General features: G+C 58.1%; 20 protein-coding genes and 1 tRNA gene. 10 read left to right on the top strand and 11 right to left on the bottom strand.

The window, feature by feature from the left end; translation table 11 throughout:
- Nucleotides 1-116: 116 nt before the first annotated feature.
- Together R8G34_22820 and R8G34_22815 are read left to right on the top strand one after the other, a co-directional pair.
- Nucleotides 117-2165, top strand: coding sequence for an ASKHA domain-containing protein (locus R8G34_22820; GenBank protein MDW3225687.1), 2049 nt, complete (start codon nucleotides 117-119; stop codon nucleotides 2163-2165).
- On the top strand, nucleotides 2162-3034 hold the full coding sequence (locus R8G34_22815) for a class I SAM-dependent methyltransferase (protein ID MDW3225686.1): 873 nt from the start codon (nucleotides 2162-2164) through the stop codon (nucleotides 3032-3034). Before R8G34_22820 ends, R8G34_22815 begins: the two co-directional genes overlap by 4 nt.
- Before the next feature lie 736 nt (nucleotides 3035-3770).
- On the opposite strand, the gene R8G34_22810 is transcribed toward R8G34_22815, so the two are convergent.
- The 3 genes from R8G34_22810 to R8G34_22800 form a co-directional block, all read right to left on the bottom strand.
- Nucleotides 3771-3844: transfer RNA gene (locus tag R8G34_22810), tRNA-Gly, on the bottom strand.
- 646 nt (nucleotides 3845-4490) lie between these two features.
- Entirely contained in the window at nucleotides 4491-4922 is a 432-nt protein-coding gene (locus R8G34_22805) for a hypothetical protein (GenBank protein MDW3225685.1), read from the bottom strand.
- Between the two features lie 127 nt (nucleotides 4923-5049).
- Complete coding sequence (locus R8G34_22800; GenBank protein MDW3225684.1) at nucleotides 5050-6666, bottom strand: long-chain-fatty-acid--CoA ligase; 1617 nt, start codon at nucleotides 6664-6666, stop codon at nucleotides 5050-5052.
- A 127-nt stretch (nucleotides 6667-6793) separates the two neighbouring features.
- Here R8G34_22800 and R8G34_22795 point away from each other — a divergent pair, with 127 nt between their 5' ends.
- Nucleotides 6794-7276, top strand: a complete 483-nt coding sequence (locus R8G34_22795; GenBank protein ID MDW3225683.1) for a thioesterase family protein — start codon at nucleotides 6794-6796, stop codon at nucleotides 7274-7276.
- Nucleotides 7277-7358: 82 nt separating this feature from the next.
- Here R8G34_22795 and pgi read toward each other — a convergent pair whose 3' ends face one another.
- Genes pgi through zwf form a run of 3 tightly spaced genes read right to left on the bottom strand, consistent with a single transcriptional unit; the run spans nucleotide 7359 to nucleotide 11091 of the window.
- A complete protein-coding gene (gene pgi / locus R8G34_22790; protein ID MDW3225682.1) occupies nucleotides 7359-8960 on the bottom strand; it encodes a glucose-6-phosphate isomerase in 1602 nt (533 codons plus the stop codon).
- Nucleotides 8957-9628: a 6-phosphogluconolactonase gene (gene pgl, locus R8G34_22785; GenBank protein ID MDW3225681.1), complete on the bottom strand. Its 672-nt coding sequence runs from the start codon at nucleotides 9626-9628 to the stop codon at nucleotides 8957-8959. Before pgl ends, pgi begins: the two co-directional genes overlap by 4 nt.
- On the bottom strand, nucleotides 9625-11091 hold the full coding sequence (gene zwf, locus R8G34_22780) for a glucose-6-phosphate dehydrogenase (GenBank protein MDW3225680.1): 1467 nt from the start codon (nucleotides 11089-11091) through the stop codon (nucleotides 9625-9627). Before zwf ends, pgl begins: the two co-directional genes overlap by 4 nt.
- A gap of 173 nt (nucleotides 11092-11264) precedes the next feature.
- Between zwf and R8G34_22775 the strand changes: the two genes are divergently transcribed.
- Nucleotides 11265-12212 (top strand): radical SAM protein, encoded by a 948-nt coding sequence (locus R8G34_22775; protein MDW3225679.1) that lies wholly within the window; start codon nucleotides 11265-11267, stop codon nucleotides 12210-12212.
- Between the two features lie 112 nt (nucleotides 12213-12324).
- On the opposite strand, the gene R8G34_22770 is transcribed toward R8G34_22775, so the two are convergent.
- A complete protein-coding gene (locus R8G34_22770) occupies nucleotides 12325-12594 on the bottom strand; it encodes an usg protein (protein MDW3225678.1) in 270 nt (89 codons plus the stop codon).
- Nucleotides 12595-12823: 229 nt separating this feature from the next.
- Between R8G34_22770 and gyrA the strand changes: the two genes are divergently transcribed.
- Together gyrA and R8G34_22760 are read left to right on the top strand one after the other, a co-directional pair.
- Entirely contained in the window at nucleotides 12824-15535 is a 2712-nt protein-coding gene (gene gyrA, locus R8G34_22765) for a DNA gyrase subunit A (GenBank protein ID MDW3225677.1), read from the top strand.
- 55 nt (nucleotides 15536-15590) lie between these two features.
- The gene (locus R8G34_22760; protein MDW3225676.1) at nucleotides 15591-15941 is read left to right on the top strand and encodes a DUF6614 family protein; all 351 of its coding nucleotides are present in this window, start codon (nucleotides 15591-15593) and stop codon (nucleotides 15939-15941) included.
- A gap of 2 nt (nucleotides 15942-15943) precedes the next feature.
- Here R8G34_22760 and R8G34_22755 read toward each other — a convergent pair whose 3' ends face one another.
- The 3 genes from R8G34_22755 to R8G34_22745 all read right to left on the bottom strand — a co-directional run bounded on the left by R8G34_22755 (nucleotide 15944) and on the right by R8G34_22745 (nucleotide 19391).
- The gene (locus tag R8G34_22755) at nucleotides 15944-17419 is read right to left on the bottom strand and encodes a carboxypeptidase M32 (protein ID MDW3225675.1); all 1476 of its coding nucleotides are present in this window, start codon (nucleotides 17417-17419) and stop codon (nucleotides 15944-15946) included.
- Nucleotides 17416-18570 (bottom strand): COX15/CtaA family protein, encoded by a 1155-nt coding sequence (locus R8G34_22750; GenBank protein ID MDW3225674.1) that lies wholly within the window; start codon nucleotides 18568-18570, stop codon nucleotides 17416-17418. Before R8G34_22750 ends, R8G34_22755 begins: the two co-directional genes overlap by 4 nt.
- Nucleotides 18571-18635: 65 nt before the next feature.
- Nucleotides 18636-19391 (bottom strand): RNA methyltransferase, encoded by a 756-nt coding sequence (locus R8G34_22745; protein ID MDW3225673.1) that lies wholly within the window; start codon nucleotides 19389-19391, stop codon nucleotides 18636-18638.
- Nucleotides 19392-19521: 130 nt separating this feature from the next.
- Here R8G34_22745 and R8G34_22740 point away from each other — a divergent pair, with 130 nt between their 5' ends.
- The gene (locus tag R8G34_22740) at nucleotides 19522-20142 is read left to right on the top strand and encodes a thiamine phosphate synthase (protein MDW3225672.1); all 621 of its coding nucleotides are present in this window, start codon (nucleotides 19522-19524) and stop codon (nucleotides 20140-20142) included.
- Between the two features lie 3 nt (nucleotides 20143-20145).
- Here R8G34_22740 and R8G34_22735 read toward each other — a convergent pair whose 3' ends face one another.
- Nucleotides 20146-21294, bottom strand: coding sequence for a HupE/UreJ family protein (locus R8G34_22735; GenBank protein MDW3225671.1), 1149 nt, complete (start codon nucleotides 21292-21294; stop codon nucleotides 20146-20148).
- On the opposite strand from R8G34_22735, the gene R8G34_22730 reads away from it, so the two are divergent.
- The 3 genes from R8G34_22730 to R8G34_22720 are packed head-to-tail and all read left to right on the top strand — an operon-like array spanning nucleotide 21293 to nucleotide 23964.
- Entirely contained in the window at nucleotides 21293-22099 is an 807-nt protein-coding gene (locus R8G34_22730) for a DUF4198 domain-containing protein (GenBank protein MDW3225670.1), read from the top strand. The two genes, R8G34_22735 and R8G34_22730, sit on opposite strands and share 2 nt — an antisense overlap.
- 42 nt (nucleotides 22100-22141) lie before the next feature.
- Nucleotides 22142-23035 (top strand): PfkB family carbohydrate kinase, encoded by an 894-nt coding sequence (locus tag R8G34_22725; protein MDW3225669.1) that lies wholly within the window; start codon nucleotides 22142-22144, stop codon nucleotides 23033-23035.
- Nucleotides 23032-23964, top strand: a complete 933-nt coding sequence (locus tag R8G34_22720) for a pseudouridine-5'-phosphate glycosidase (protein ID MDW3225668.1) — start codon at nucleotides 23032-23034, stop codon at nucleotides 23962-23964. Before R8G34_22725 ends, R8G34_22720 begins: the two co-directional genes overlap by 4 nt.
- Nucleotides 23965-23980 lie beyond the last annotated feature (16 nt).

Below are 23980 nucleotides of genomic sequence, written 5' to 3'. Positions count from 1 at the left end.
TATGACGATTTCAGGCAGGCGATGCCGCCTCAAGCGTATTAAGTGACGCTGAGGAGCGTTCAGAACGGCGCACCGCCGATATTCTGGGGCCAAAGCAAGACAGGTGACTGCAAACAATGACCAATGATCCTCTCGTGGTGTTCACCCCCTCGGGCAAACGCGGACGGTTCCCGATCGGCACGCCAATCCTGACAGCGGCGCGACAATTGGGAGTCGATCTGGATTCCGTCTGTGGTGGACGCGGGATCTGTTCGAAATGCCAGATCACGCCCAGCTATGGCGAATTTTCCAAACACGGCGTCACGGTGCAGGACAATGCGCTGTCTGCATGGAACAAGGTCGAGCAGCGTTACCAGGACAAACGTGGTTTGAAAACGGGCCGCCGTCTGGGCTGTCAGGCGGCGGTTCAGGGCGACGTGGTCATCGATGTGCCCCCCGAAAGTCAGGTGCACAAACAGGTGGTGCGCAAACGCGCCGAAGTGCGCGATATCGTGCTCGACCCTTCCACCAAGCTTTATTACGTCGAAGTGGCAGAGCCTGACATGCACGACCCGTCAGGCGATCTCGAACGTCTGCGCGACGCGCTGAAAACGCAGTGGGGCGTGTCCAAAGTCACCGCAGACCTGCATATTCTGCAGTCCATGCAACCGATCCTGCGCAAGGGCGATTGGAAAGTCACCGTTGCCGTGCATCTGGGGGATAAAGAAAACCGCCCCCGCATCATGCACATCTGGCCGGGCTATTATGATGGCACGGTCTATGGGTTGGCGGTGGATCTAGGCTCCACGACCATCGCGGCCCATCTGTGTGATTTGCAAACCGGTGAGGTGCTGGCCTCTTCTGGCGTGATGAACCCGCAAATCCGCTTTGGTGAAGACCTGATGAGCCGGGTCAGCTATTCCATGATGAACCCGCGCGGTGCCGAGGAAATGACCCAGGCGGTGCGCGAAGGCATGTGCGGTCTGTTCACCCAGATCGCCACCGAGGCGGAGATCGACAAAGGGCTGATCGTCGACGCGGTCTTTGTCTGCAACCCGGTGATGCACCACCTTTTGCTGGGCATTGATCCATTTGAACTTGGGCAGGCCCCTTTTGCGCTGGCCACAAACAACGCCTTGCGTCTGCGCGCCGATGATCTGGAACTCAACATCCACCCCTCCGCGCGCATCTATATGCTGCCCTGCATTGCCGGGCATGTGGGCGCGGATGCCGCCGCCGTGGCCTTGTCTGAAACCCCGGACAAATCCGACGATCTGGTGCTGGTGGTTGATGTGGGCACCAACGCGGAAATCCTGCTGGGCAACCGCGAAAAAGTACTGGCCTGTTCCTCCCCCACCGGTCCCGCCTTTGAGGGCGCACAGATCAGTTCCGGGCAGCGCGCCGCGCCCGGTGCCATTGAGCGTGTCGAAATCCACCCCGTCACCAAAACCCCGCGGTTCAAGGTCATCGGATCGGATCTGTGGTCTGATGAAGAAGGGTTTGAAGATGTCATCGCCACCACGGGCGTCACCGGTATCTGCGGGTCCGGCATCATCGAAATGGTCGCTGAAATGCGCATCCACGGCATTGTCGATGCACCGGGTCTGATCGGATCGCCGGAACAGACCGGGTCAGATCGCTGTTTTCTGGACGGACGCACCTATTCCTACCGGGTCTATGACGGCACCAGTACCGGCGGCCCGCTGATCACCATCACCAACCGCGACATTCGCGAAATCCAGATGGCCAAGGCCGCACTCTACTCTGGCGCGCGTCTGTTGATGGATAAATTCGGCGTGGATAAAGTCGACCGGGTGGTTTTGGCGGGTGCCTTTGGCGCGCATATCTCGACCAAACATGCGATGGTGCTGGGCATGATACCGGACGCGCCGCTGGACAAGGTCACCTCTGCCGGGAATGCAGCCGGGACCGGCGCGCGCATTGCGCTTTTGAACACCAGCGCGCGCGGCGAGATCGAGGCGACCGTGCGCGCCATCCACAAAATCGAAACTGCCATTGAACCCCGCTTTCAGGAGCATTTCGTGAATGCCTCTGCGATCCCGAATGCCGTTGAACCCTTCCCAATCCTCAATTCCATTGTGACCCTGCCCGAGGCGACGTTTAACACCGGTGGCGGCGGGGCTGATGACAAAAGCGGCGGGCGTCGTCGCAGGCGGCGCGCATGAGCGAGGCCAATGCCGATCAGGCAGACTTCTGGACCAATGCCGCCGGACAAAAATGGGTTGAGCAACAGGTGGAACTTGATGCCTTCATGCAACCCGTCCTCGACGGTGTCTTGCAGCGTGCAGCCTTGAAACCGGGCGACCATGTGCTCGACATCGGCTGCGGCACCGGCGCCAGCACGTTGCAAGCCGCGCAGATCATCACAGAGACGGGCGCGGCAACGGGGGTGGATATTTCATCGACCATGTTGGACCTTGCCCAACGTCGCGCTGCGGGTCTGTCCAACGTCGGGTTTCATCTCGCGGACGCTACGGATCATACCTTTGAACATGCGCAATTTGATCATTTGATCTCGCGCTTCGGTGTGATGTTCTTTGCCGATCCGGTATTGGCATTTTCAAACACTATCAAAGCGCTGAAACCCGGCGCCCGGATCACCTTTGCCGCCTGGGGGCAGATCGAAAACAACCCGTGGTTCACAACAGCGGCCCGCGCGGCGCGCGATCGCCTCGGGGCCCCGCCCAAAGTCGATCCCGATGCCCCCGGCCCTTTCGCGTTTCGCGATGTCGCACATGTCACCGAGATTCTGGCAGCTGCCGGGTATGAACAGATCCATGCGGATGTTTGCAACTTGCGCCTGGCACCAACCGGAACGCCCTCAGAAGTTGCGGACATGGCGACAAGCGTCGGTCCGGCCGCGCGCACCGTTGAACATTTTCAAGGCAATTCGGAGGACAGCCTCGCCATTGCCGAAGCCGTACGTGCAGCCTTCGCACCTTTCGAGACCCCGGACGGCGTGCGTGTTCCAGCTGAGATCAACTTTTTTCAAGCCCGCAACGCTGATCACGGCCAGACTGTTGGATCACCGTAGGTCAATATATCGATTTGGGCATACGCCATGGCGTCGCGCCAAGGACAGGCATGTCCTGACGAGCGTAAAATGACCTGTCAGCAGGATAGTGCTGGGTGCAAGCGGAGCACGCGCATCGCGGGCCGCTGCGCCACCACGCGGCGGCATCCATAATTTTCGTCTAGCGCGGTTTTTAACGGTCGGTCCCCAAATCCCATTTGATCGGATGCACGCCTTTTCCTCTAACGGCGACGTGGTTGGCGTGACATGGCCTTAAAGGCGGAACCGTGAACGTCGCCTTTTTTGGGATAAATACGGCAACAAACATGTTCGAGATCGACGGCGTTTCGGCAAATGGCGTACGGTGGGTATAGTGCCGGGTCCGGCGCGAGGGACAGTTTGACGTGGTTAGTGAACTTTCAGCCCGTAGGCTTTGGGATCACAACCCGCTCGCCTTCGACCATAGCGCCCATAGACCGAGGCAAGGCTCGGCCAACCTTGTTCCCACGATCAGCGGCACTCAGCAGAAAAAGAGAGCCTGTGATGTCCGGTTGGGCCCGATCCAACACAGTTCGTGAAGCATCTGAACGCGCGCCAAGCGCTATCCTCAAATTTGACCGCACTCCTGCGAAAGTCGGAAAGACGGTTGGGCACGTGATATTTTGACCGATGGTTTTGATCCGTTGACCGCTCAGCGGGTTCACAGGGTTCATCCCGACACTTCTGCCGTAAAAAGACAGTCTTCGATCCGGGTCTTTGGAGCGGGTGAAGGGAATCGAACCCTCGTCACTTGCTTGGGAAGCAAAAGCTCTACCATTGAGCTACACCCGCAGCATCTCCCGTCTATCGGTCCGAGGCTCAGCCTGCAAGAGCTTGCCGCAGGCGTTTCCTATGATGTGCCAGAAACGACGCCCTTGATCTCTGCCCCGGACCTCGCAGAGCCGCAGGAGTGAACGCCACAAAATGCCACTGTTAACTGGCATTTTCGCAGATCTTTCTAGGCAAACAGGATCCCAGGGCATCTGCCCCGCTTGAGCCGAAAGGAGAGACGCCTCTAGACGTCAACCCGTGCGATCAAAGGTAAAACCCTTTCCGGCATTGCAGTCACAAAGCGCCCTTAAGGAATGGATTGGCCTACAACACTTGCATCCAGAACTAGAGCCGTAACGCAACGCGCTTCCCGCGCCACCGTGAGCGCAGGGGATGACGTTGGAAAGTGGATGTCTCGATTATGCACCGGGGGACCACCCCGTCGCCGCAAGGATGCGTGCGGCGGGGTTCTGTGCCCCTCCCCATCTGAGGTATGTCCTAGTTTAGGGAAAGGCGGGACAGGAGGAAGTCACCTTTTCACTTCCAGGTTTAGAGGCAAGCCGAACCGACCACATCAGAACCCCAGCAACCTGCGCCGGAAGCACTTCCGCGCGCATATGACACAAACATACCGGGTGGCGCGCGCACCGGCATCACTGAAACGCAATCAATTCAACGCAAAAGTCAGTCCAACGGCAAGAACGGCATCTGCGGTGTCGCCGTCGGACGGAATCAGTTGCGCAAAAAAGTTACGATACCGCGTTTGCAGGCCAAGCAGCGGAACCACATCCCCCACGGCGAGACTGAAGCGGTCCCCTTCTCCGGGATAATGTGCCAGTGCGGCGAAGGCCCCAACCTCAAATTCCGGTGCAACTTCGACGTTATACCCGATTGAAATCAAGGGCGATACGTTGGAATAGCTGTTTTGAAACACGCCAATGCTGTAATCGAAAATCTCTCGTTCCCAGGTCAGGAACAGCCCGGGATTGAATTCGCGAAAATCCTCCGTAGCGCCAAAATGCTCCGTGCCCAAAAGGATCGAAGCACGATCCGGACCCGCCAAACCCGCGCACGGCAAGGCGGCGATAACAAGTGCCATCCATTTCATCTCATACCCCTGCTCACACCGATATACGACAAAACAGGTCAATGCCCTGCGCACGTCCGCATGTTGATTGAATTGCGTCTGGGCAAAAGCCTATTCAACAGGCGTTAAGGCAAACTTATCAGATCAACACATCACCGAATTTTTCGCGCAGAGTGCGTTTCAGCACCTTGCCGGTGGCATTGCGCGGCAAAACATCCGTGAAAACGACTGTATCAGGGATTTGCCACTTGGCGATCTTACCCTCAAAGATGGACAAGACCTCTTCGATGCCGGGGTCTTCCTCGCCGGTTTTCACCGCCACGAGCACGGGTCGTTCGTCCCATTTCGCATGCCGCGCTCCGATCACCGCCGCGTCCGCCAGTTTGGGATGGGCGATGGCGATGTTCTCAAGCTCTACCGAGCTGATCCATTCCCCGCCAGATTTAATGATGTCTTTTGAGCGGTCACGAATGCTCAGAAAGCCATCCGCGTCCAGCGTCGCCACATCTCCTGTGTTGAACCAGCCGTTTTGCAAGGTTTCCGCACTGGTGGAGCGGAAATAGGCGTCCAGAATGAAATGGCCCCGCACCATCAACTCGCCCTGGGTCTCCCCGTCATGCGGCAAGGGGTGGCCCTGATCATCCACGATTGCCAGTTCAACGCCCCAGGGCGGGCGACCCTGATTCTCGCGCAAGCGGTGCAGCGCATCCACCTCAAGGTCCATATGTTTGGCAAGCGGCTGGTTGACCGACCCGATCGGAGACATTTCGGTCATACCCCAGGCGTGGATCGTCTCCACCCCGTACCGCTCACGGAACGCTTCGATCATCGAAGGTGGACAGGCGGACCCGCCCACAACCGTTTTCTTGAGGCTTTCCAGTGTACTTCCGGCCTTTTCGGCCTCTCCGAGGAGTCCCAGCCAGATGGTCGGCACGCCCAGTGCCACACTGACCTTATGCTGATCAATCAAGCTGACGAGGGAGGGACCATCCAGCCCCGGCCCCGGCAAAACCATACGTGCCCCCACCATCGCGCAGGCATAGGGTGATCCCCAGGCATTGACATGAAACATCGGCACCACGGGCAGAACGACATCCATCGCCGAAAACCCGATACTGTCGGCCAGATTGCAGGCGAAACTATGCAGCACCGTGGACCGGTGCGAAAACAGCACGCCCTTGGGGTTGCCGGTGGTGCCCGATGTATAACACAGGCTGGAGGCCGTCCCTTCGTCAAATTGCGGCCACGCATAGGTGTGATCGCCCCCGGCCAGCAGATCATCATAGGCCAATATGCCCGGCACGCTTGCATCGGCATCTCCGACGTCAGCCTCCATCAGCACGATATGTTTGAGTGTCGTGAGTTTGCCGCGAATGGCAGCGACCAACGGGACAAAGGTCCGATCAATGAACAAGACCTCATCCTCGGCATGGTTGATGATGTAAACAAGTTGTTCAGCAAAAAGCCGCGGGTTGATGGTGTGACAGACAAACCCACCCCCCGATACGCCAAAGTAGATTTCCAGATGCCGGCGGTTGTTCCAGGCAATGGTGGCGCAACGCGCTTGGGGTGCAAGCCCCAAAGCCGCAAGCGCGCTGGCCAGGCGACGCGCGTTGCGGCCGACCTCACCCCAGCTTGTGCGCTCCTGCCCGCCGCCAGTGTTCACAGAGATAACATCTGTTTCCGTATGGTAGCGTTCCGAATGCTCAATGAGTGAGGATATCAGAAGTGGCGCTGTCATCATCTGACCAAGCATGGAAGTCTCCCTTTGGTTTTATCAGCAATGGGTCCGCTGCTACGGGCTGCCATAGGACCTAAAGTGCATGGGCGAAACCGGTCTGGCAAGTCTTGGCAAATCCGCGCGCAGGCCTTAGGGCAAGAGCATGTCGCTTTCCTACCACACACCGCTGTCGCACCAGACGCAATCCGATCTGGGTATCGATCCTCCTGCGCCGCTGGCCATGGCCGATCAGGTCCGGTTTTCCGAACTGGATGTGCTGAACCACGTCAATAACGCGGTCTATATGCACTGGTTTGAACGGCTGCGCATCAAATACACGCAGGATTGGGGGATCTCGCGGTATATGGGCACGGGGCAGGATCCGCGCATTGTGATCCGCTCGGGGCACATCCACTACCGCCAGGAAATGCGAATGGATGAGGACTACATTGTCACCTGCGGATGCACGGCGTTCCGGAACACCTCGTTTTCATTGGCCCAAACGCTCTGGTCTGGTGGCACACTGCGCGCGACATTTGATTGCGTTTTGGTTTTGCTCAACCACGACGGCACCGGTCGATTTTCGATTCCGCAGGCGGTGCGTGACCGGTTTTGCAAGCTGGATGGCGCGGTGCAGGAGGGCTAGCGGTGGCCTGAAAGCCCACCTTACCGGAAACACTCTACCCGATGCGTTAGTCACCGTAGGGTGGGCTTTCAGGCCACCCGGATCAGGGCATGAGGCCTTGATGCAGGTGGACAAATCCAATCAGCGCTGCGGTGGAGCCATCCTTTCCAGATGCATTGACCTGCCCCTCCACAACCGGCTGCAAGGACGTCGCGAGTTCCTTGCCAAGCTCCACCCCCCATTGATCAAAGGAGTTGATCCCCAGAATGACGCCCTCCACAAACACGCGGTGCTCATAAAGAGCAACGATCTGACCGAGCACAAAAGGATCCAACAGCGGATAGGCCAGCGTCACCGAAGGCCTGTTCCCGGTGAACACCCGGTGGCGCGCCTGACGCTCCAATTCCGCACCCTTCAAACCCGCATCCGCCATTTTCGCGCGGGCCTCCGTGAGGTTGCGCCCGCGCATCAAGGCCTCAGACTGCGCCAGGCAATTGGCGATCAGCAATTGATGGTGATGGGCGAGGTCAGGCTCATGCCCCTCGGCGGCAATCATGAACTCACAAGGCACGACGCGCGTGCCCTGATGGATCAACTGATAAAACGCATGCTGGCCATTTGTCCCCGCAGCGCCCCAGACAATCGGCCCACTGGACACATCAACGTCCGAACCATCCATCTGAACGCCCTTGCCATTGGACTCCATCTCAAGCTGCTGAAAATAATCCGGTAGCCGCGCAAGCCGTTGATCGTAAGGCAAAACCGCCCGGCTGGCGTATCCGCAGACCTGTGCGTGCCAGATCCCGACAAGCGCCAGCATCACAGGCAGGTTTTCCGTACCCTCTGCCGCCTGGAAGTGACGGTCCATGTCCTGACCGCCGCGCAGGAAGGCATCAAAGGCATCCGGCCCGATTGCGATCATCAGGGACAATCCAATGGGTCCCCAGACCGAATAGCGCCCGCCAACCCAATCCTCAAACCCGAACACCCGTTCCGGCGGAATGCCAAAATCGCGGGTCTTGTCCTCGGACGTACTAAGGGCGGCAAACTGCACGCTCGGATCGCCCCCATGATCCAGCATCCACGCTTTGGCAGTGCGCGCATTGGTCATGGTCTCAATGGTCGTGAATGTCTTGGAGGCCACGATCACAAGCGTGGTTTTCGCATCCAACCCGCGCAGCGTATCGGCGATATGCGCGCCATCGACGTTGGAGACAAAATGGCAGCGCGGTCCATCATGATAAGGCGCCAGGGCTTGTACCGCCATGGCCGGGCCCAAATCTGAGCCCCCAATCCCAATGTTGACCACATCGGTGATGTCGCTGTCACGCACGTGATTGGCATAAAGACGCATCCGCGCCAGCGTTGCATGAACCCCTGGCATCACGTCGAACCCGTCGACATGTACCGGCCCGCCATCGAGGTTGCGCAGCGCGGTGTGCAGGACGGCGCGTCCTTCGGTGTCATTGATCGCCGCACCGGAAAACATCGCTTCGCGTTTTGCCGCAACACCGGCTGCATCCACCAACTCCAGCAGCGCGGCGCGGATTTCCGCATCCATGTTTGTCTTGGAATAGTCAAACAACATATCGCCCGATTGCGCGCTGAAATCCGCCGCCCGGTCGGGCGCATCAAACAGCGACAGTATTGAACGATCATGGGTTTTCTCAAAAAGGGCTGTCAGCGCCGCCCACTGCGTTTTCAGGCTGCCCAATGTACGATCCCCCCATTGATCACCGCACCAATCGGCGCTTCTTGTGCTGGCAGGGTCATGGCGCGCTCCAGTGCCGCGCGCTTGTCCTGCCCAAAAATCACCAGATGCTTGTCCATGGCCCCGTTCAGGGCCGAAGCGCTGAGCGAAATTCGATCTTCAGGCTGATCTTCCGGGCTCACAGCGCACAGCAGGGGTGCCCCCGGCGCCATCGCCTCCGCCAGACCCGGCGCGCCCGGAAAAAGCGAAGCCGTGTGCATATCCGCACCCATCCCCAAAAGCAGCACCGAAATCGGCACCTCACCGACCAAGGCCTCAGACACTTGCGACGCGGCCGCCTGAGCCGACAGGCCATCGCGATAGTATGAAACAAAAGTTGCCGCCGCCGCCCTGCCCGTCAGCAGACGCGCCTGTACCAAACCTGCGTTGGAGCGCGCATGATCTTCTGGCACCCACCGCTCATCCGTCAGCATCACATGCACCCGGTGCCAGTCAATATCCACCGAAGACATTGCATCAAAAATCGGGCCGGGCGTGGTGCCGCCGGGCACGGCGAAACTGGCAAACTCATGTTGCAACAGGCATTTGCGCAAATCACTGGTCAAAGCATGCGCGACATTCATGATCGCCATGTCGCGATCTGCGTTTTCGATGAACTTCATGGGGTGACCTCCCGCCAATCGCGCCCGTCCCGACGCATCAATTGCGCAGATGCATCCGGACCCGCACTGTGACTGTCATAGGGTTTGGGCACCTCGTTGCGGCTTGTCCACCCCTCTATGATCGGATCGGTCCAGGCCCAGGCGGCCTCAACCTCATCACCACGCATGAACAGCGTCTGATTGCCCCGGATCACATCCATGATCAGTCTTTCGTAGGCATCGACATTTTCGCTGCCCTCCGCGCCCAAAGCATCCGCAAATGTCATGTCCAGCGGCACGTCGATCAACCGCATGCCGCCCGGGCCCGGTTCCTTGATCGTCACGCCCAGCTTGATGCCCTCATTGGGCTGCAGGCGGATCGACAGAACATTGCGGTGGCGCCCGGCTTCCTCGCCGAAAATCGAATGCGGCGTGTCCTTGAAGACAATCGAAATCTCCGAGGAGCGCGCGCCCAGACGCTTGCCGGTGCGCAGATAAAACGGTGTCCCCGCCCAGCGCCAGTTGGCAATGTGCGTTTTCAAGGCAATGAAACTCTCGGTTGTCGATTTGGGGTTCCCGGCAGCCGTACGGTAATCCGGGTGTTCGCCCGGATCCTCCGCATCCGCGCCATATTGTCCGCGCACGATGTGGTGCGGCTCCACCGGCTCCAGCGCGCGAATGACCTTCAGCTTTTCATCCCGCACCGCATCCGGATCAAACCGCGCCGGCGGTTCCATCGCAATCAGACACAGTAATTGCATCAAATGGTTTTGCACCATATCCCGCATCGCGCCGGATTTGTCGTAATAATCGCCACGCCCGCCAACGCCGACCGTCTCGGCCACGGTGATCTGAATATGATCGACAAACTGGCTGTTCCAGAGCGGCTCAAACAGCATATTCCCAAACCGCACCGCCATCAGGTTCTGCACCGTTTCCTTGCCCAGATAATGATCAATCCGGTAAATCTGACTTTCGTCGAAAAACGCGGCCAGATCCTGATTGAGCTGTTTCGCTGTCTGCAGATCACGACCAAAGGGCTTTTCGACGACGATCCGGCTGTTGCCATCGGTGAGACCGTGATTGTTCAACCGTTCGGCCAGATCGCCAAACAGGCTCGGAGCCACCGAGAAGTAGAAAGCCCGCACAACGCCGCGCCGCATGTGGCTCTTCAGGGCGCGCCAACCGTTTTCACCCTTTGCATCAATCGCCACATACGCCAGGTTTTGCAAGAAAGCCGTGAGCTGGTCGGATTCCGCGCTGACCTTGTCGCCAAACTCGAGGATCGCATCATGCGCCATTGTGCGATACTCAGCGTCGCTCATCTCGGCACGTGCCGCCCCGATGACGCGGGCATCCTGCGGCATCTGCCCTGCACAAAACCGCCGGAACAGGCCGGGCAGAATCTTGCGCCGTGCCAGATCGCCTGAACCACCAAAAATCACGAGATCGAAAGGGTCGACCGGAATAACACGCGAAACCATGTGATATCATCCTGATAAACGGCGCTCAAAAGCCGCAGTTGATGTTAGCGCAAACATGCCTCATGTTGACCATGATCACAAGACCGTGCGCGCGCAGGGAAAGCGGTTTTATTGCATTTATATATCTCTTAGCACAAAACTGCGACACTTACCGAGCAAGGACGACCACCCGCATGAAAGATCTGGCTGAAGCCAACACAGGCAAATTTGTGGATTCCACCTGGACTGCAAAGGGTGAAAGACGCGCCCATGTCAGCCTGAGCAATCCCAAAACCCTTTGGTTCAATACCGGAACTCTCTGCAATATCGAATGTGTGAACTGCTATATTGAAAGCAGCCCGACAAATGACAAGCTGGTGTATATCACGGCGGATGAGGTGAACGATTTTCTCGACCAGATCGAGACCCGCGGGTGGCCTGTCACCGAAATTGCCTTCACCGGGGGTGAGCCCTTCATGAACCCGCAGATGATCGAGATCGCGCGCAGATCGCTGGCGCGCGGTTATGAGGTGCTGATCCTGACCAATGCGATGCGCCCGATGATGCGCGCGAAAATGCAGGCCGGGCTGAAGGAATTGAACACGGCCTTTCCCGGAAAGCTGACCTTGCGGATTTCGGTCGATCACTATGACGCCGGGCTGCATGACGCGGAACGGGGTGTCGGTGCGTTTGACAAAACGCTGACGGGCATGAAATGGCTGCGCGATGCCGGGATCAGAATGGCCGTCGCGGGCCGCTCGATCATGGCGCATGGCGATGCAGAAAGCCGCGCGGGATATGCCCGGTTCTACGCAGAGCATGGTTTTGACGTCGATGCGCAGGACCCTGGCGCAACGGTGCTCTTTCCTGAAATGGATGAAACCGTCGAGGTGCCCGAAATCACCACATCCTGTTGGGGTATTCTGGACAAATCTCCGGAGGCGCTGATGTGCGCCTCATCGCGCATGGTCGTCAAACGGCGCGGGGAAGCGCACCCGGTCGTGCTGGCCTGTACCCTGCTGCCCTATTCCCCGGAATTTGAACTGGGCGCGACGCTGGAGGCGGCTGAGCGTGACGTTTCTCTGAACCATCCGCATTGTGCGAAATTCTGCGTACTGGGCGGAGCGAGTTGTTCCGCCTGACGGTCTGACCCCCTGTCGCCCTTCCACCACGCACAGCGCTGAAAAACGTCGCCCGTGCATCCCCGGTGCACAGCTTGTGTACAGGCTGTGTACAGCTTGTGCACTGCGCCTTTCAGTGCAAAGTGAATTCGCCCGTCACGTTGCGCCATTCGCCCGGGCTGATCATCTTGCGGTGCGTGAAACGAACCGAATGCAACGGGCCTTCAATCTCGGATTGCCAATATTCGACAAATCCAAACAGGCGCGGATGGTCCGGCGCGATGTCATATTCCTGCCAAACGAATGTATTCAATACATGCTTGTAATCGGGCATATGATAAAAGAACTCCGCCGTCGTCAGGCCGTATCCTTTGAGCATCAATTCCGTTTCAGATGGGGGCATTTCTTGTCCTCTTGACTGCTACATCCTCCCAGAATGCCATGGATAAATTACTTTTCAATGAAAACAGTGTGTTATCACTATGACCCTGCGGCTGCCAATCGCAAAGTCTCTCAGGGATTGCACCCTATATGCGCCCCTGATAAGGTCATTCCACTAGATATAGACCCTGCGGAAAAGATGGGCAGACCACGTGAGCGACACACCACAACCCCCTGATAACGATGATGAAATGATGCCGGAACGCCCTGCGTATGACGGCCCCTCGGTCAGCATCGAAAGTGAAATGCGCACGTCCTATCTGGATTATGCCATGTCGGTCATCGTCAGCCGGGCGATCCCGGATCTGCGCGACGGGTTGAAACCGGTACACCGGCGCATCCTTTTCGCGATGCATGAAACCGGCAACACGCATGATAAATCCTATCGCAAGTCCGCGCGTCCCGTCGGGGACGTCATGGGCCAGTACCATCCCCACGGGGACAGCGCGATTTATGACGCCTTGGTGCGGATGGCGCAGGATTTCTCCATGTCGCTGCCGCTGCTGGATGGGCAGGGCAACTTTGGCTCAATGGACGGCGATAACCCGGCTGCGATGCGTTACACCGAAGTGCGCATGGACAAGCCAGCGGCGTACCTTTTGGCCGATATCGACAAAGATACTGTTGATTTCCAAGACAACTATGATGGCAAACAGCAAGAGCCAACCGTGCTCCCTGCCCGTTTCCCCAATATGCTGGTCAATGGCGCCGGTGGGATCGCGGTCGGCATGGCCACCAATATTCCGCCGCACAACCTTGGTGAAGTGGTGGATGCGACGCTCGCACTGATCGACGAGCCGGACCTGACCTCAGAACAGCTTATCGAATATGTGCCGGGACCGGATTTCCCGACGGGCGGTATAATGTTGGGCCGTACAGGCGCGCGCAAAGCCTACCTTGAAGGGCGTGGTTCGGTGATCATCCGCGCCAAGACGCGCGTTGAAGAAATCCGCAAAGACCGCTGGGCCATCGTCGTCGATGAGATCCCCTATCAGGTCAACAAGGCGTCGATGATCGAGAAAATCGCCGAACAGGTGCGCGAGAAAAAGATCGAAGGCATCGCTCATGTTCAGGACGAATCTGATCGAAATGGCGTGCGGGTGGTTGTGGAACTGAAACGCGACGCGACGGCTGAGGTCGTCATGAACCAGTTATATCGCTTCACGCCTATGCAGACCTATTTCGGCTGCAACATGCTGGCGCTGAACGGCGGTCGGCCGGAACAGCTTACACTGCGCAAATTCCTCACCTATTTCATAGACTTCCGCGAGGATGTGGTCGCGCGACGCACTGCGTATTTATTGCGCAAAGCCCGTGAACGCAGCCATGTTTTGTGCGGTCTGGCCGTGGCGGTGACCAACATCGACGAAATAGTGGCCAGCATACGTTCGTCTGCGGATGCCGCCGAAGCGCGCAGCAAATTGATGACGCGGCGCTGGCCTGCAAAGGACATCCTGCCCTACATCGCGCTGATCGACGATCCGACCCACACGGCCAATGACGATGGCACGTATAATCTCTCTGAGACCCAAGCCCGTGCGATCCTTGAATTGCGCCTGCAACGACTCACCCAAATCGGCGTCAAAGAGGTCACCGACGAGTTGGAAGAACTGGCGAGTAAGATCAAGGAATACCTCGAAATTCTCGGCTCGCGTGATCGCATTATGGGCATTATTGCGGATGAACTGCGTGAAGTACGTGAGTTGTTCGCTGTGCCACGTCGCACCGAGATCGTGGACTGGTCCGGCGACATGGAAGACGAAGACCTGATCGCACGCGAAGACATGGTCGTGACCGTGACGTCGGGGGGGTACATCAAACGCACGCCGCTGGCAGATTTCCGCAGCCAAAAGCGGGGCGGCAAAGGCGTGTCGGGCATGCAGACCAAAGAAGAGGACGTGATCACGACCCTCTTTGTGGCCAATACCCATACCCAGCTGTTGTTTTTCACCACAGATGGCATGGCCTATAAGCTCAAGACCTGGCGTTTGCCGCAAGGCGGGCGGACCTCCAAGGGCAAGGCGATTGTGAATATCCTGCCGATTCCGCCCGGCGTTTCCGTGGCCGACATCATGCCGGTGGACCGCGATGAAAAGGACTGGTCCGAATTGCAGATCGTCTTTGCGACCTCTGCGGGCACGGTGCGGCGCAATGCGCTCAGCGATTTCACCAATGTCAAATCCAATGGCAAGATTGCGATGAAATTCGAGGATGATCATGCTGAAACCACGCTGATCAATGCCAAAATCGCGTCACGCGATGAGGATGTGATGCTGGTCACAGCCTCAGGGCGTGCGATCCGGTTCCCCAGCGAAGATGTGCGGGTGTTCAATTCGCGCAGTTCCGTGGGCGTGCGCGGCGTGAAATTGACCGGCAAAGACAAGGTTGTGTCGATGTCTGTAATCCGCCACTTTAACGCCACCTCAGATGAGCGCGCAGCGTACCTTAAAATGCGCCGCGCGATGGTTGGTTTGACCGATGATACCGAGGCCTCGGATGATGAGGGTACGGACGCGAATGCGACCATTAGTCCGGATCGTTACGCGGAAATGTCAGCGGCTGAAAACCTGATCCTGACGCTGACGACGCAAGGCGCGGGCAAGCTGAGTTCAAGTCATGACTATCCTGTGCGCGGGCGCGGCGGCATGGGCGTTCAGGCGATGGACAAGGCCATGCGTAGCGGCGCGTTGGTTGCCTCCTTCCCGGTAGAAATGGATGATCAGATCATGCTTGCGACTTCCAAAGGGCAGTCGATCCGCGTCCCTGTTGAAGGCATTTCGTTTCGTTCCCGCTCAGCCGGGGGGGTCAAGGTGTTCAACACCGGCAAAGGCGAAGAGGTCGTGAGCGTGGCCTGGATCGCCGATCAGGGCGAGACTGAGGACGGCGAAGACGACGAGGCTTAACCGCTTTTCAACTGTTTTCGAACATCATGGCGTTTCATGTCGATGAGGTGCCTGAATGAACGTTTATTGCTGCATGATCACGCTGAAAGACAGCGCGAAGGCCTTGCTATTCGCCAAGGCGCTTGACGATTGGATGGGCCATCTGCGCGCCGCGAATGTCATCGGGGAATGGCGCTTGATGCGGCGCAAGCTCAACCTCGCGGCAGATTGCTACCGCGATTTCATGCTCGAGATTGAAGTGGATGGGCTGACACAGTTGGAGGCCGCATTCCGCCTGACGGGAAGCCATGATGATGAGATCGCACAATTGCACCGCGCGGTGCATGATCTGATCGAGACTGCGGATTTTGCTCTCTATCGTCCTTATCCGGATTTGGAACGCGCCGAACGCATGGCGCTGCTGTAACGCTAGAGCCCGTAAATTCCAGAAAACTTGCTTTTCAGATAGGCCAGCAAAGGGGCTTCGGAGGCTTGTGCGCCGGTGGCTTTTGCGATCACATCGCGCGGCTCGTACAGGCCTCCATGCGTCTGTACGTTTTCGCGCAACCAGGCTGTTGCCGGGGAGGTATCCCCTCGCGCCAGATCCTCGTCCAGCCCAGGGAGAGCCGCGCGCATCGCGTCGTGCAAACAACCCGCGTACACGTTGCCCAGACTGTAGGTCGGGAAATACCCAAATAGACCGACGGCCCAATGCACATCCTGCAAAACACCATTTGCGGGCCTATCAACGGCGAAGCCGAAGTCAGCCTCAAAACGATCATTCCAGGCGGCCTCGAGGTCAGTGACCTTCAGATCACCGGACACCAAAGCGCGCTCGAGATCAAAGCGCAACAGAACGTGCAGGTTATACTGCAATTCATCCGCTTCGGTCCGAATGAAACCGTCAGACACGCGATTCACGCAGGCATAAAATGCGTCTTCATCCTTGATGCCAAAATCACCAAAGGCATCGCGCATTTGTGCAAAGAGCCATCCGGTGAAAGCCCGGCTGCGACCGATTTGGTTTTCATAGATACGGCTCTGGCTTTCATGCACGCCCATGGACACGCCGCCGCCCAAGGGCGTTAACAGATAGTCACGGTGAATGTTTTGTTCATAGGCCGCGTGACCCACTTCGTGGATCGTGGAGTAGAAACAGTTGAAGGGATCCACAGGATTGGTGCGCGTTGTGATGCGCACGTCCAGGCCCGACCCGGAACTGAACGGATGCACCGCCTTGTCCACGCGCCCGTGGGTCATGTCATATCCAAAAGCCTGCGCGAGCTTGCGGGTCAGCGCCATCTGTTCGGCTTCATCAAAAGTGCCGTTCAGTTTCTGCGGAGCCTCAGTCTCCAAAACAGCGGCGCGCAAGGCTGCAAGCTCAGGGCGCAAGGCACCAAACATCTCCTCCAACTGTGCGCCCGTGGTGCCGGGCTCGTAATCCGCCAGCATCGCGTTATAGACGTCGCCGCCAGTTGCCAGCGCCTGCCCCTCTTCTCGCTTTAATCGGAGCACTTCCTCAAGCGTCGGCGCGAAGGCAGCGAAATCATTGGCTTCCCGGGCGTCAGCCCACACGCCTTGTGCCTGCGATGTGATCCGCGCAATCTGAGCGGCCAGGGCGGCTGGCACCTTGCACGCGCGATCATGCTCGCGGCGAATGTGGCGCAGCTGTGCGGTCGATGTTTCATCCAGTTCCGCGCCGTCAAGGATCCCGAGCCAATCCGCAATGCGCGAATCCATCCGACGTGCATGCAACACACTTGCAATGGCGGCGCATTCCTCGCCGCGTTGCGGGGCCGCACCGCGTGGCATCATCGTTTCCTGATCCCATTCCAGACGTCCCGCAATCAGCGACAAAGCCTGTGTTTCCCGGCTAAACGCCATCAGGTCATCATAGGCATTCATGCAGTTTTTCCTCTCAAAGATGTGGCAACAGGATACCCACTCAGGAAGCGGGCGCGCAGGATCAAAACCCACAAGACAACGGCCATGACCTGATGTACCAGCGCAATATGCACCGGCGCGCCATAAAGCACAGTCCCAATGCCAATCACGATCTGCAAGGCTACCGCTGCAAGCACCGCATTGAATGCAAATCGCGTTTTGGGATGGGTCGATCTACGCCCCAGCAGCCAGACGATGATGGCAAATAAAGCCAGTACATAGCCGGTGACGCGGTGAATGAATTGCACCAATCCGGGGCTTTCAAAAAAGTTGCGCCAGACCGGTTCAAGCGTGAAGGCGCTGGCTGGGAAAAACTGCCCGCCCATCAGCGGCCAATCGGTATAGCTGCGCCCGGCATCGATGCCCGCGACCAAAGCGCCAATCAGAATTTGCAGGAACGCGAAATGCATCAATCCGGTGGCCATGCCCCATTGCTTTGATTCCTTGGCGCGCCGTGCCTGCATCAGATCGCGCGCCGAGCGGCCCATTTCCATTGTATACCACGCAATAAAACCAAGGATGACAAAGGCCAGCCCAAGGTGTGTTGCCAATCGATAGCTCGCGACATCGGTGATGCCTTCGCCCTGTGTGACACCCGAGGACACCATCCACCAACCGATTGCACCCTGTGCCCCGCCCAACACACCGAGCAGCAGCAGTTTTGGCGTCCATCCGGTCGGGATCTGACGGCGGATTGCGAAGTATCCAAATCCCAGAGCCCAGACCACACCGATCACACGGCCCAGTTGTCGATGACCCCATTCCCACCAGTAGATGACTTTGAAATCATTGAGTTCCATCCATTGGTTCTGGATGCGAAACTCGTCAATTGCCTGATATTTGGCAAATTCAGCGTTCCAATCGGCGGCATTCATCGGTGGCAAGGCACCGCTAAAAGGGCGCCACTCGGTGATGCTGAGCCCGCTATCCGTGAGGCGGGTGAGCCCGCCGACGGCGATCATCACAAACACCAGTGCAAAGAGCATCATCAACCAGATCCTGATCGCACCGCGCGCGCCGCCATGGCCCTGATCAATCAGCCCCGGTTGTACTGCGGGCCGGGTTGCCTCGGCGCTGCCCACTTCTTCGAAAAGCTTTCGCTTGCCGCTCATTATTGCGTCCTCGTCTTGCGCGTCGCTGCATACCTAGGCTCTGTTCGCGGGCACGTCCAGCGCGTCTAGTCGTCGCGCGTTTTCCACCGCACCAATTGACGCATAACGCCGTGCATCATTTGCACATCAGCCCGCGTCAGCGGCATCCGGCTCCACATATTGCGCAGGTTGGTTTTCATCGATTGCGCCTTGTGTTCGGGAAAGAAAAAACCGGCCTGCTCCAACCGATCCTGATAATGCGCAGCAAGGTGTTCCACTTCCAGCGTTTCCGCCCAAACGGTACCGGCCATTTCTGTGGTTTCATGCATGACATTCCCGACGGCGCGCATCCATTCATACCCTACGAGTAAAACGCATTGGGCAAGGTTCAACGAAGCAAACTGCGGGTTCACAGGCACCGAAATGATCGCGTTGGCACATGCGATATCATCATTTTCCAGCCCCGCGCGCTCAGGCCCAAAAAGCACAGCAACCCGTTGGCCTTCCGCAATTTTTGTGGCGGCAAGGCGCATCGCAGCCTCGGGGCTGTAGACCGGTTTGGTCAGATCCCGCGGCCGCGCTGTCGTGGCGAAAACATAGGAACAATCACCCACGGATGTAGCCAGATCCTCACTGAGCAGCGCGTCATCCAGCAAACGGCCCGCACCACTTGCCATGGCTGTTGCATCAGGATTGGGCCAGCCGTCGCGCGGCGCTACGATGCGCATCCGGTCCAGACCGAAATTCCACATTGCCCGCGCAGCCGCACCGATATTTTCGCCCATTTGCGGGCGTACCAGCACAAAGGCGGGGATGTCGGGGGGTTCAACAGGGGTGCTCATAAGGCCTCATAAGGCGACACAGGTGCGCTCGCAAGCGGACCTGCGGCGTCTGAGCCTTGAAAGGTATAAAAGTTTTCATTTCCCAATGGGTGCGTTACTGGTCTGGAAAAGACTTCCAAAGGATCACCTCATGGACACCCCCGAGCAACCCCAGCTGTATCTGATCACACCTAGCGAGATTGAGCTTTCCGGTTTTCCTGATCTGCTGGCGTCTGTGCTGGACGCGCAGGCCGTGGGTTGCGTGCGCCTGAACCTCGCCACAAGGGACGAAGACAGAGTGTCGCGTGCAGCCGATGCTCTTCGCGAGGTCACCCATGCTCGCGACATTGCACTTGTTATCAGCGATCACACCTTGCTGGCGGATCGCTTGGGGCTGGACGGTGTGCATCTGACGGATGCGGCGCGCTCTGTGCGCGACACCCGCAAGACGTTGGGCGAGGACGCGATCGTCGGCAGTTTTTGTGGCACCTCGCGCCATGACGGGATGAGCGCAGGCGAAGCGGGCGCGGATTATGTCAGCTTTGGCCCGGTGCAAGCTTCCGTGCTTGGTGATGGCAGTTTCGTCGAACTGGATCTTCTTGAATGGTGGTCAGAAACCATCGAGGTACCCGTTGTGGCGGAGGGCGCGCTAGATGAAACCATGATGCGCACGCTGGCTCCCTACACCGATTTCTTTGGCATCGGTGATGAAATCTGGCGTACGTATGATCCGGCAGCCTCCTTGACGCGTCTGGTTGCTGCCATGGGCTGAAGCTCACAAAAAAACCCGATCCACGAACCAATACGCGCCGACAGCGGCGATCACACAGGATGCCGGCACTGCGATGCGGGTCCGGTACCATTCTTTCCGCGCAAACCAGCCGACACAGGCGAATGCGATGGCAATAACCGTTAGCTGCCCGACTTCGACACCCAGGTTAAAACCGATGAGGGCAGGCACGAATTGTCCTTCAGGCAAGCCAAATTCCCGCAAGACAGATGCAAACCCCAGCCCGTGCAACAAGCCAAAACAGAAAACCACAACCGGCCGCCAAGGGTTCAAACCAGAAGTGATGATATTCTCAACAGCCACAAACACGATGGAAGCCGCGATCAGGGGTTCAACAATCGCAGGGGGAATGGTTACAAGGCCCAAGGCACCAAGGGCCAATGTCACGGTATGCGCCAGCGTAAAAGCGCTGACCTGCCAGACCAGAGGTCGCAGGTGTGTGCTCAGGAAAAACAGGCCCAGGACAAACAGGATGTGGTCCAGCCCTTTCGGCAGAATATGATCGAACCCCACCGGGATATAGCCAAAGAATGCGCCGCTCAGACTTTGCGCGCCGCCGCCACCAATGGCGATCGCCGGGCTGCTTTCGCCACCCGCCAGATACCCTGTAAAGGGTTCTTCCACTCCCTGTTGGCGCAAAACAAGCGCGCCCGATCCGGCGGGCCAATGCACTGTGACATCACGCGCACCTTCCGGCAGGGACACCGTCAGGGTCAGCAGGGAAATACGTGGCAACTCTTCACTCAGCCCTTCGGGTATCTCGACGTCGGTGATCGCGAACGCCAGCGGTCCTTCGGCCACGGCCAACGGCGCCCCGTTCCAGAGACTCAGCAATTGTGGCACGCGGGTCGCCAGTTCTGACGCGCTCAAACCTCGCAACGTGGTATAGGTTTCCCCCGCATTATCGTCATCTGTGTTTTCCACCGCGTCCAGATCGACACCGGCCAGAAAGGCCTCCAGATTGATCCGAAACGCCAGAGATACGCTTTCGTTGTCCAAAATCGTCATATCGGCAATGGTCGGCACCAATTCATGCGCCAAGACACGAGGCACCCACATTCCAATGGTGGCGGTTGACAACACCAGCAAAAAGATCAGCTTTATGGCAAAGGTTCTTAAGGATAATTCGGTCATGTTCTCGCGTCTTTTGATCTGTATGCTACTGCTAACCGGTACGGACGCCCTTGGCCATGAGTTCTGGATCGACCCGGAAGAATACCAGGTTGAAACAGGTGATCCTTTGGTCGCAAACCTGCGCAATGGTCAGAATTTCGAAGGCATCACGCTGGCGTGGTTTGACAATCGTTTCACACGCTTTGAACTGGCGCAGGGTCAGGCAACCCTACCTGTTCAGGGACGTATCGGTGATACACCTGCCTTGAACACAACTGCGCCAGACGGCGGGTTACTGGTGATCCTACATGAAACAACTCCTGCGTCACTGACCTACAAGGAGTGGGAAAAATTCCTGAAATTTGCAGAACATAAGGACTTTGCAAATGCCGCCTCAGATCACGCAGACGCTGGATGGCCCCTGCAAGGGTTTCGGGAAAGCTACACACGTCATGCCAAATCCCTGGTTGCTGTTGGTGACGGGCTTGGCGCCGATCGTGCCTATGGATTGGCGACCGAGTTTGTGGCGTTGAGCAACCCCTACGATCCCGATTTCGACAATCAAATGCGCGTTCGCGTAGAATACAATGGCGCAGTGAGACCCGATGCGCAGATCGAAGTTTTTGACCGTGCGAGAGACGGCAGCGTCTCAGTTACAATGACGCGCACGGATGGCGCGGGTATAGCCACGGTGCCGGTATCGCCCGGTCACACCTATCTGTTTGATGCGGTCGTTCTGCGCCCAAGCGCAATGGCCGGTACCTCCGATACCGCACCGGTCTGGGAAACACTCTGGGCCGCGCTGACCTTTGCAGTGCCGGACTGACACGCCCTTGAACCCGCCGGGTTTCCACGTCACAAGACAGGCATGACCCAAACACCTGATATATTGTGCATCGGCTCGGTACTGTGGGACGTGATTGGGCGTTCTGCCAGCGCAATGCGGCAGGGTTCGGACGTGCCCGGACGCATCACACGCTTGCCTGGCGGTGTCGCCATGAATATCGCCATGACATTGGTGCGCTTTGGCCTCACGCCAGCGCTCTTGACGGCCATTGGCCGGGATGCTGAGGGCGATGAACTGATCGCGGCCTGCAAAGCGCGTGGCATGATCACGGACACGGTGTATCGTTCAGATGATTTGCCAACAGACGTTTATATGGCCGTTGAGGGGGCCAATGGGTTGATCGCGGCCATTGCCGATGCCCATTCTCTGGAAGCTGCCGGCCCAAAAATTCTGGCGCCGCTTTCGGGTGGACGCCTTGCAACTCCGCAAACCCCCTTTGCTGGATTGGTCGCTTTGGACGGCAATCTCACACTAAACTTGCTAAGTGAGATTGCACGCAGCCCCTTGCTGGCGCAGGCAGATCTGCGGGTGGCTCCGGCCTCTCCCGGCAAGGCGGAACGGCTCAGCCCCTTTATGCAGGCCGGGCGTGGCACGCTTTATGTCAACCTCGAAGAGGCGGGATTGCTCTGCCAGACAAGTTTTGACACTTCCCGTGACGCCGCCACCGGGATGCTGAAACGCGGCGCGGCGCGGGTTCTGGTGACAGATGGTGGATCTGACGCGACTGAGGGACGCCCCGATGGTTTGCTCACACAAACACCCCCGCAGGTTCTGGTCACCCGCGTGACTGGCGCGGGCGACACCTTCATGGCGGCCCATATCGCCGCTGACGCAGCCGGTGCCAGTGCAGAGGACGCATTGAACCGCGCCTTGCTGGCCGCCGCCACCTATGTATCCGGAGAAACCGCCTTATGACCGCCCTGCCCCTGATCCATTCCACCGAGGTCATCGCCGCCAAGGCTTCGGGCAAACCGATTGTCGCGCTGGAAAGCACAATCATCACCCATGGCATGCCCTATCCCCAAAACCTCGATGTGGCGCGGCTGGTGGAAAACGACATTCGCGCGGCGGGCGTAACACCCGCAACCATTGCCGTGATCGAAGGGGTTTTGCACATCGGACTGGATGGTACACAGTTGGAAACGCTCGCACAATCACGCGGCGTTGCAAAACTTTCCCGCGCGGATCTGGCTGCCTGTATGGCGACAGGGGGCACCGGGGCCACGACGGTTGCAGCCACCATGATCGCCGCACATCTGGCCGGTATCAAGGTTTTTGCCACCGGCGGGATCGGCGGTGTGCACCGGGGCGCCGAAGACAGCTTTGATGTCTCAGCCGATCTTTTGGAACTTGCGAAAACGCCTGTCACCGTGGTTGCCGCTGGGGCCAAGGCAATTCTGGATGTGGATAAAACACTGGAAGTGCTTGAGACACAGGGCGTGCCGGTGATCGCGGTGGGACAGGACAGTTTCCCTGCCTTCTGGAGCGCGACCTCCCCGCTCAAGGCACCGTTGCGGATGGATGAACCTGCCCAGATCGCACAGGCGCACCACATGCGCGGGCGGCTCGGCCTGCCTGGTGGACAATTGGTGGCCAATCCAATCCCTGCAAAGGATGAAATTCCCGCTCAGACGCTCGCCCCGATCATTGCACAGGCCCAGACCGATGCCGATACGCATGGGATCAAGGGAAAGGACGTGACGCCCTATTTGTTGCAGCGCGTTTTCGAACTGACGGAAGGTCAGTCCCTGACAGCCAATATTGCCTTGGTGCGCAACAATGCAGGATTTGCGGCCAAAATTTCAGCGGAACTCGCCAGTCTCTCACCTGATACGGGAATTTGAACGGATTGACTGCCAA

The sequence above is a fragment of the Paracoccaceae bacterium genome (assembly GCA_033344815.1).
In the GTDB taxonomy this organism is placed as follows: Bacteria; Pseudomonadota; Alphaproteobacteria; order Rhodobacterales; family Rhodobacteraceae; genus Roseobacter.
This window is presented reverse-complemented; position numbering and strand designations above follow the sequence as displayed.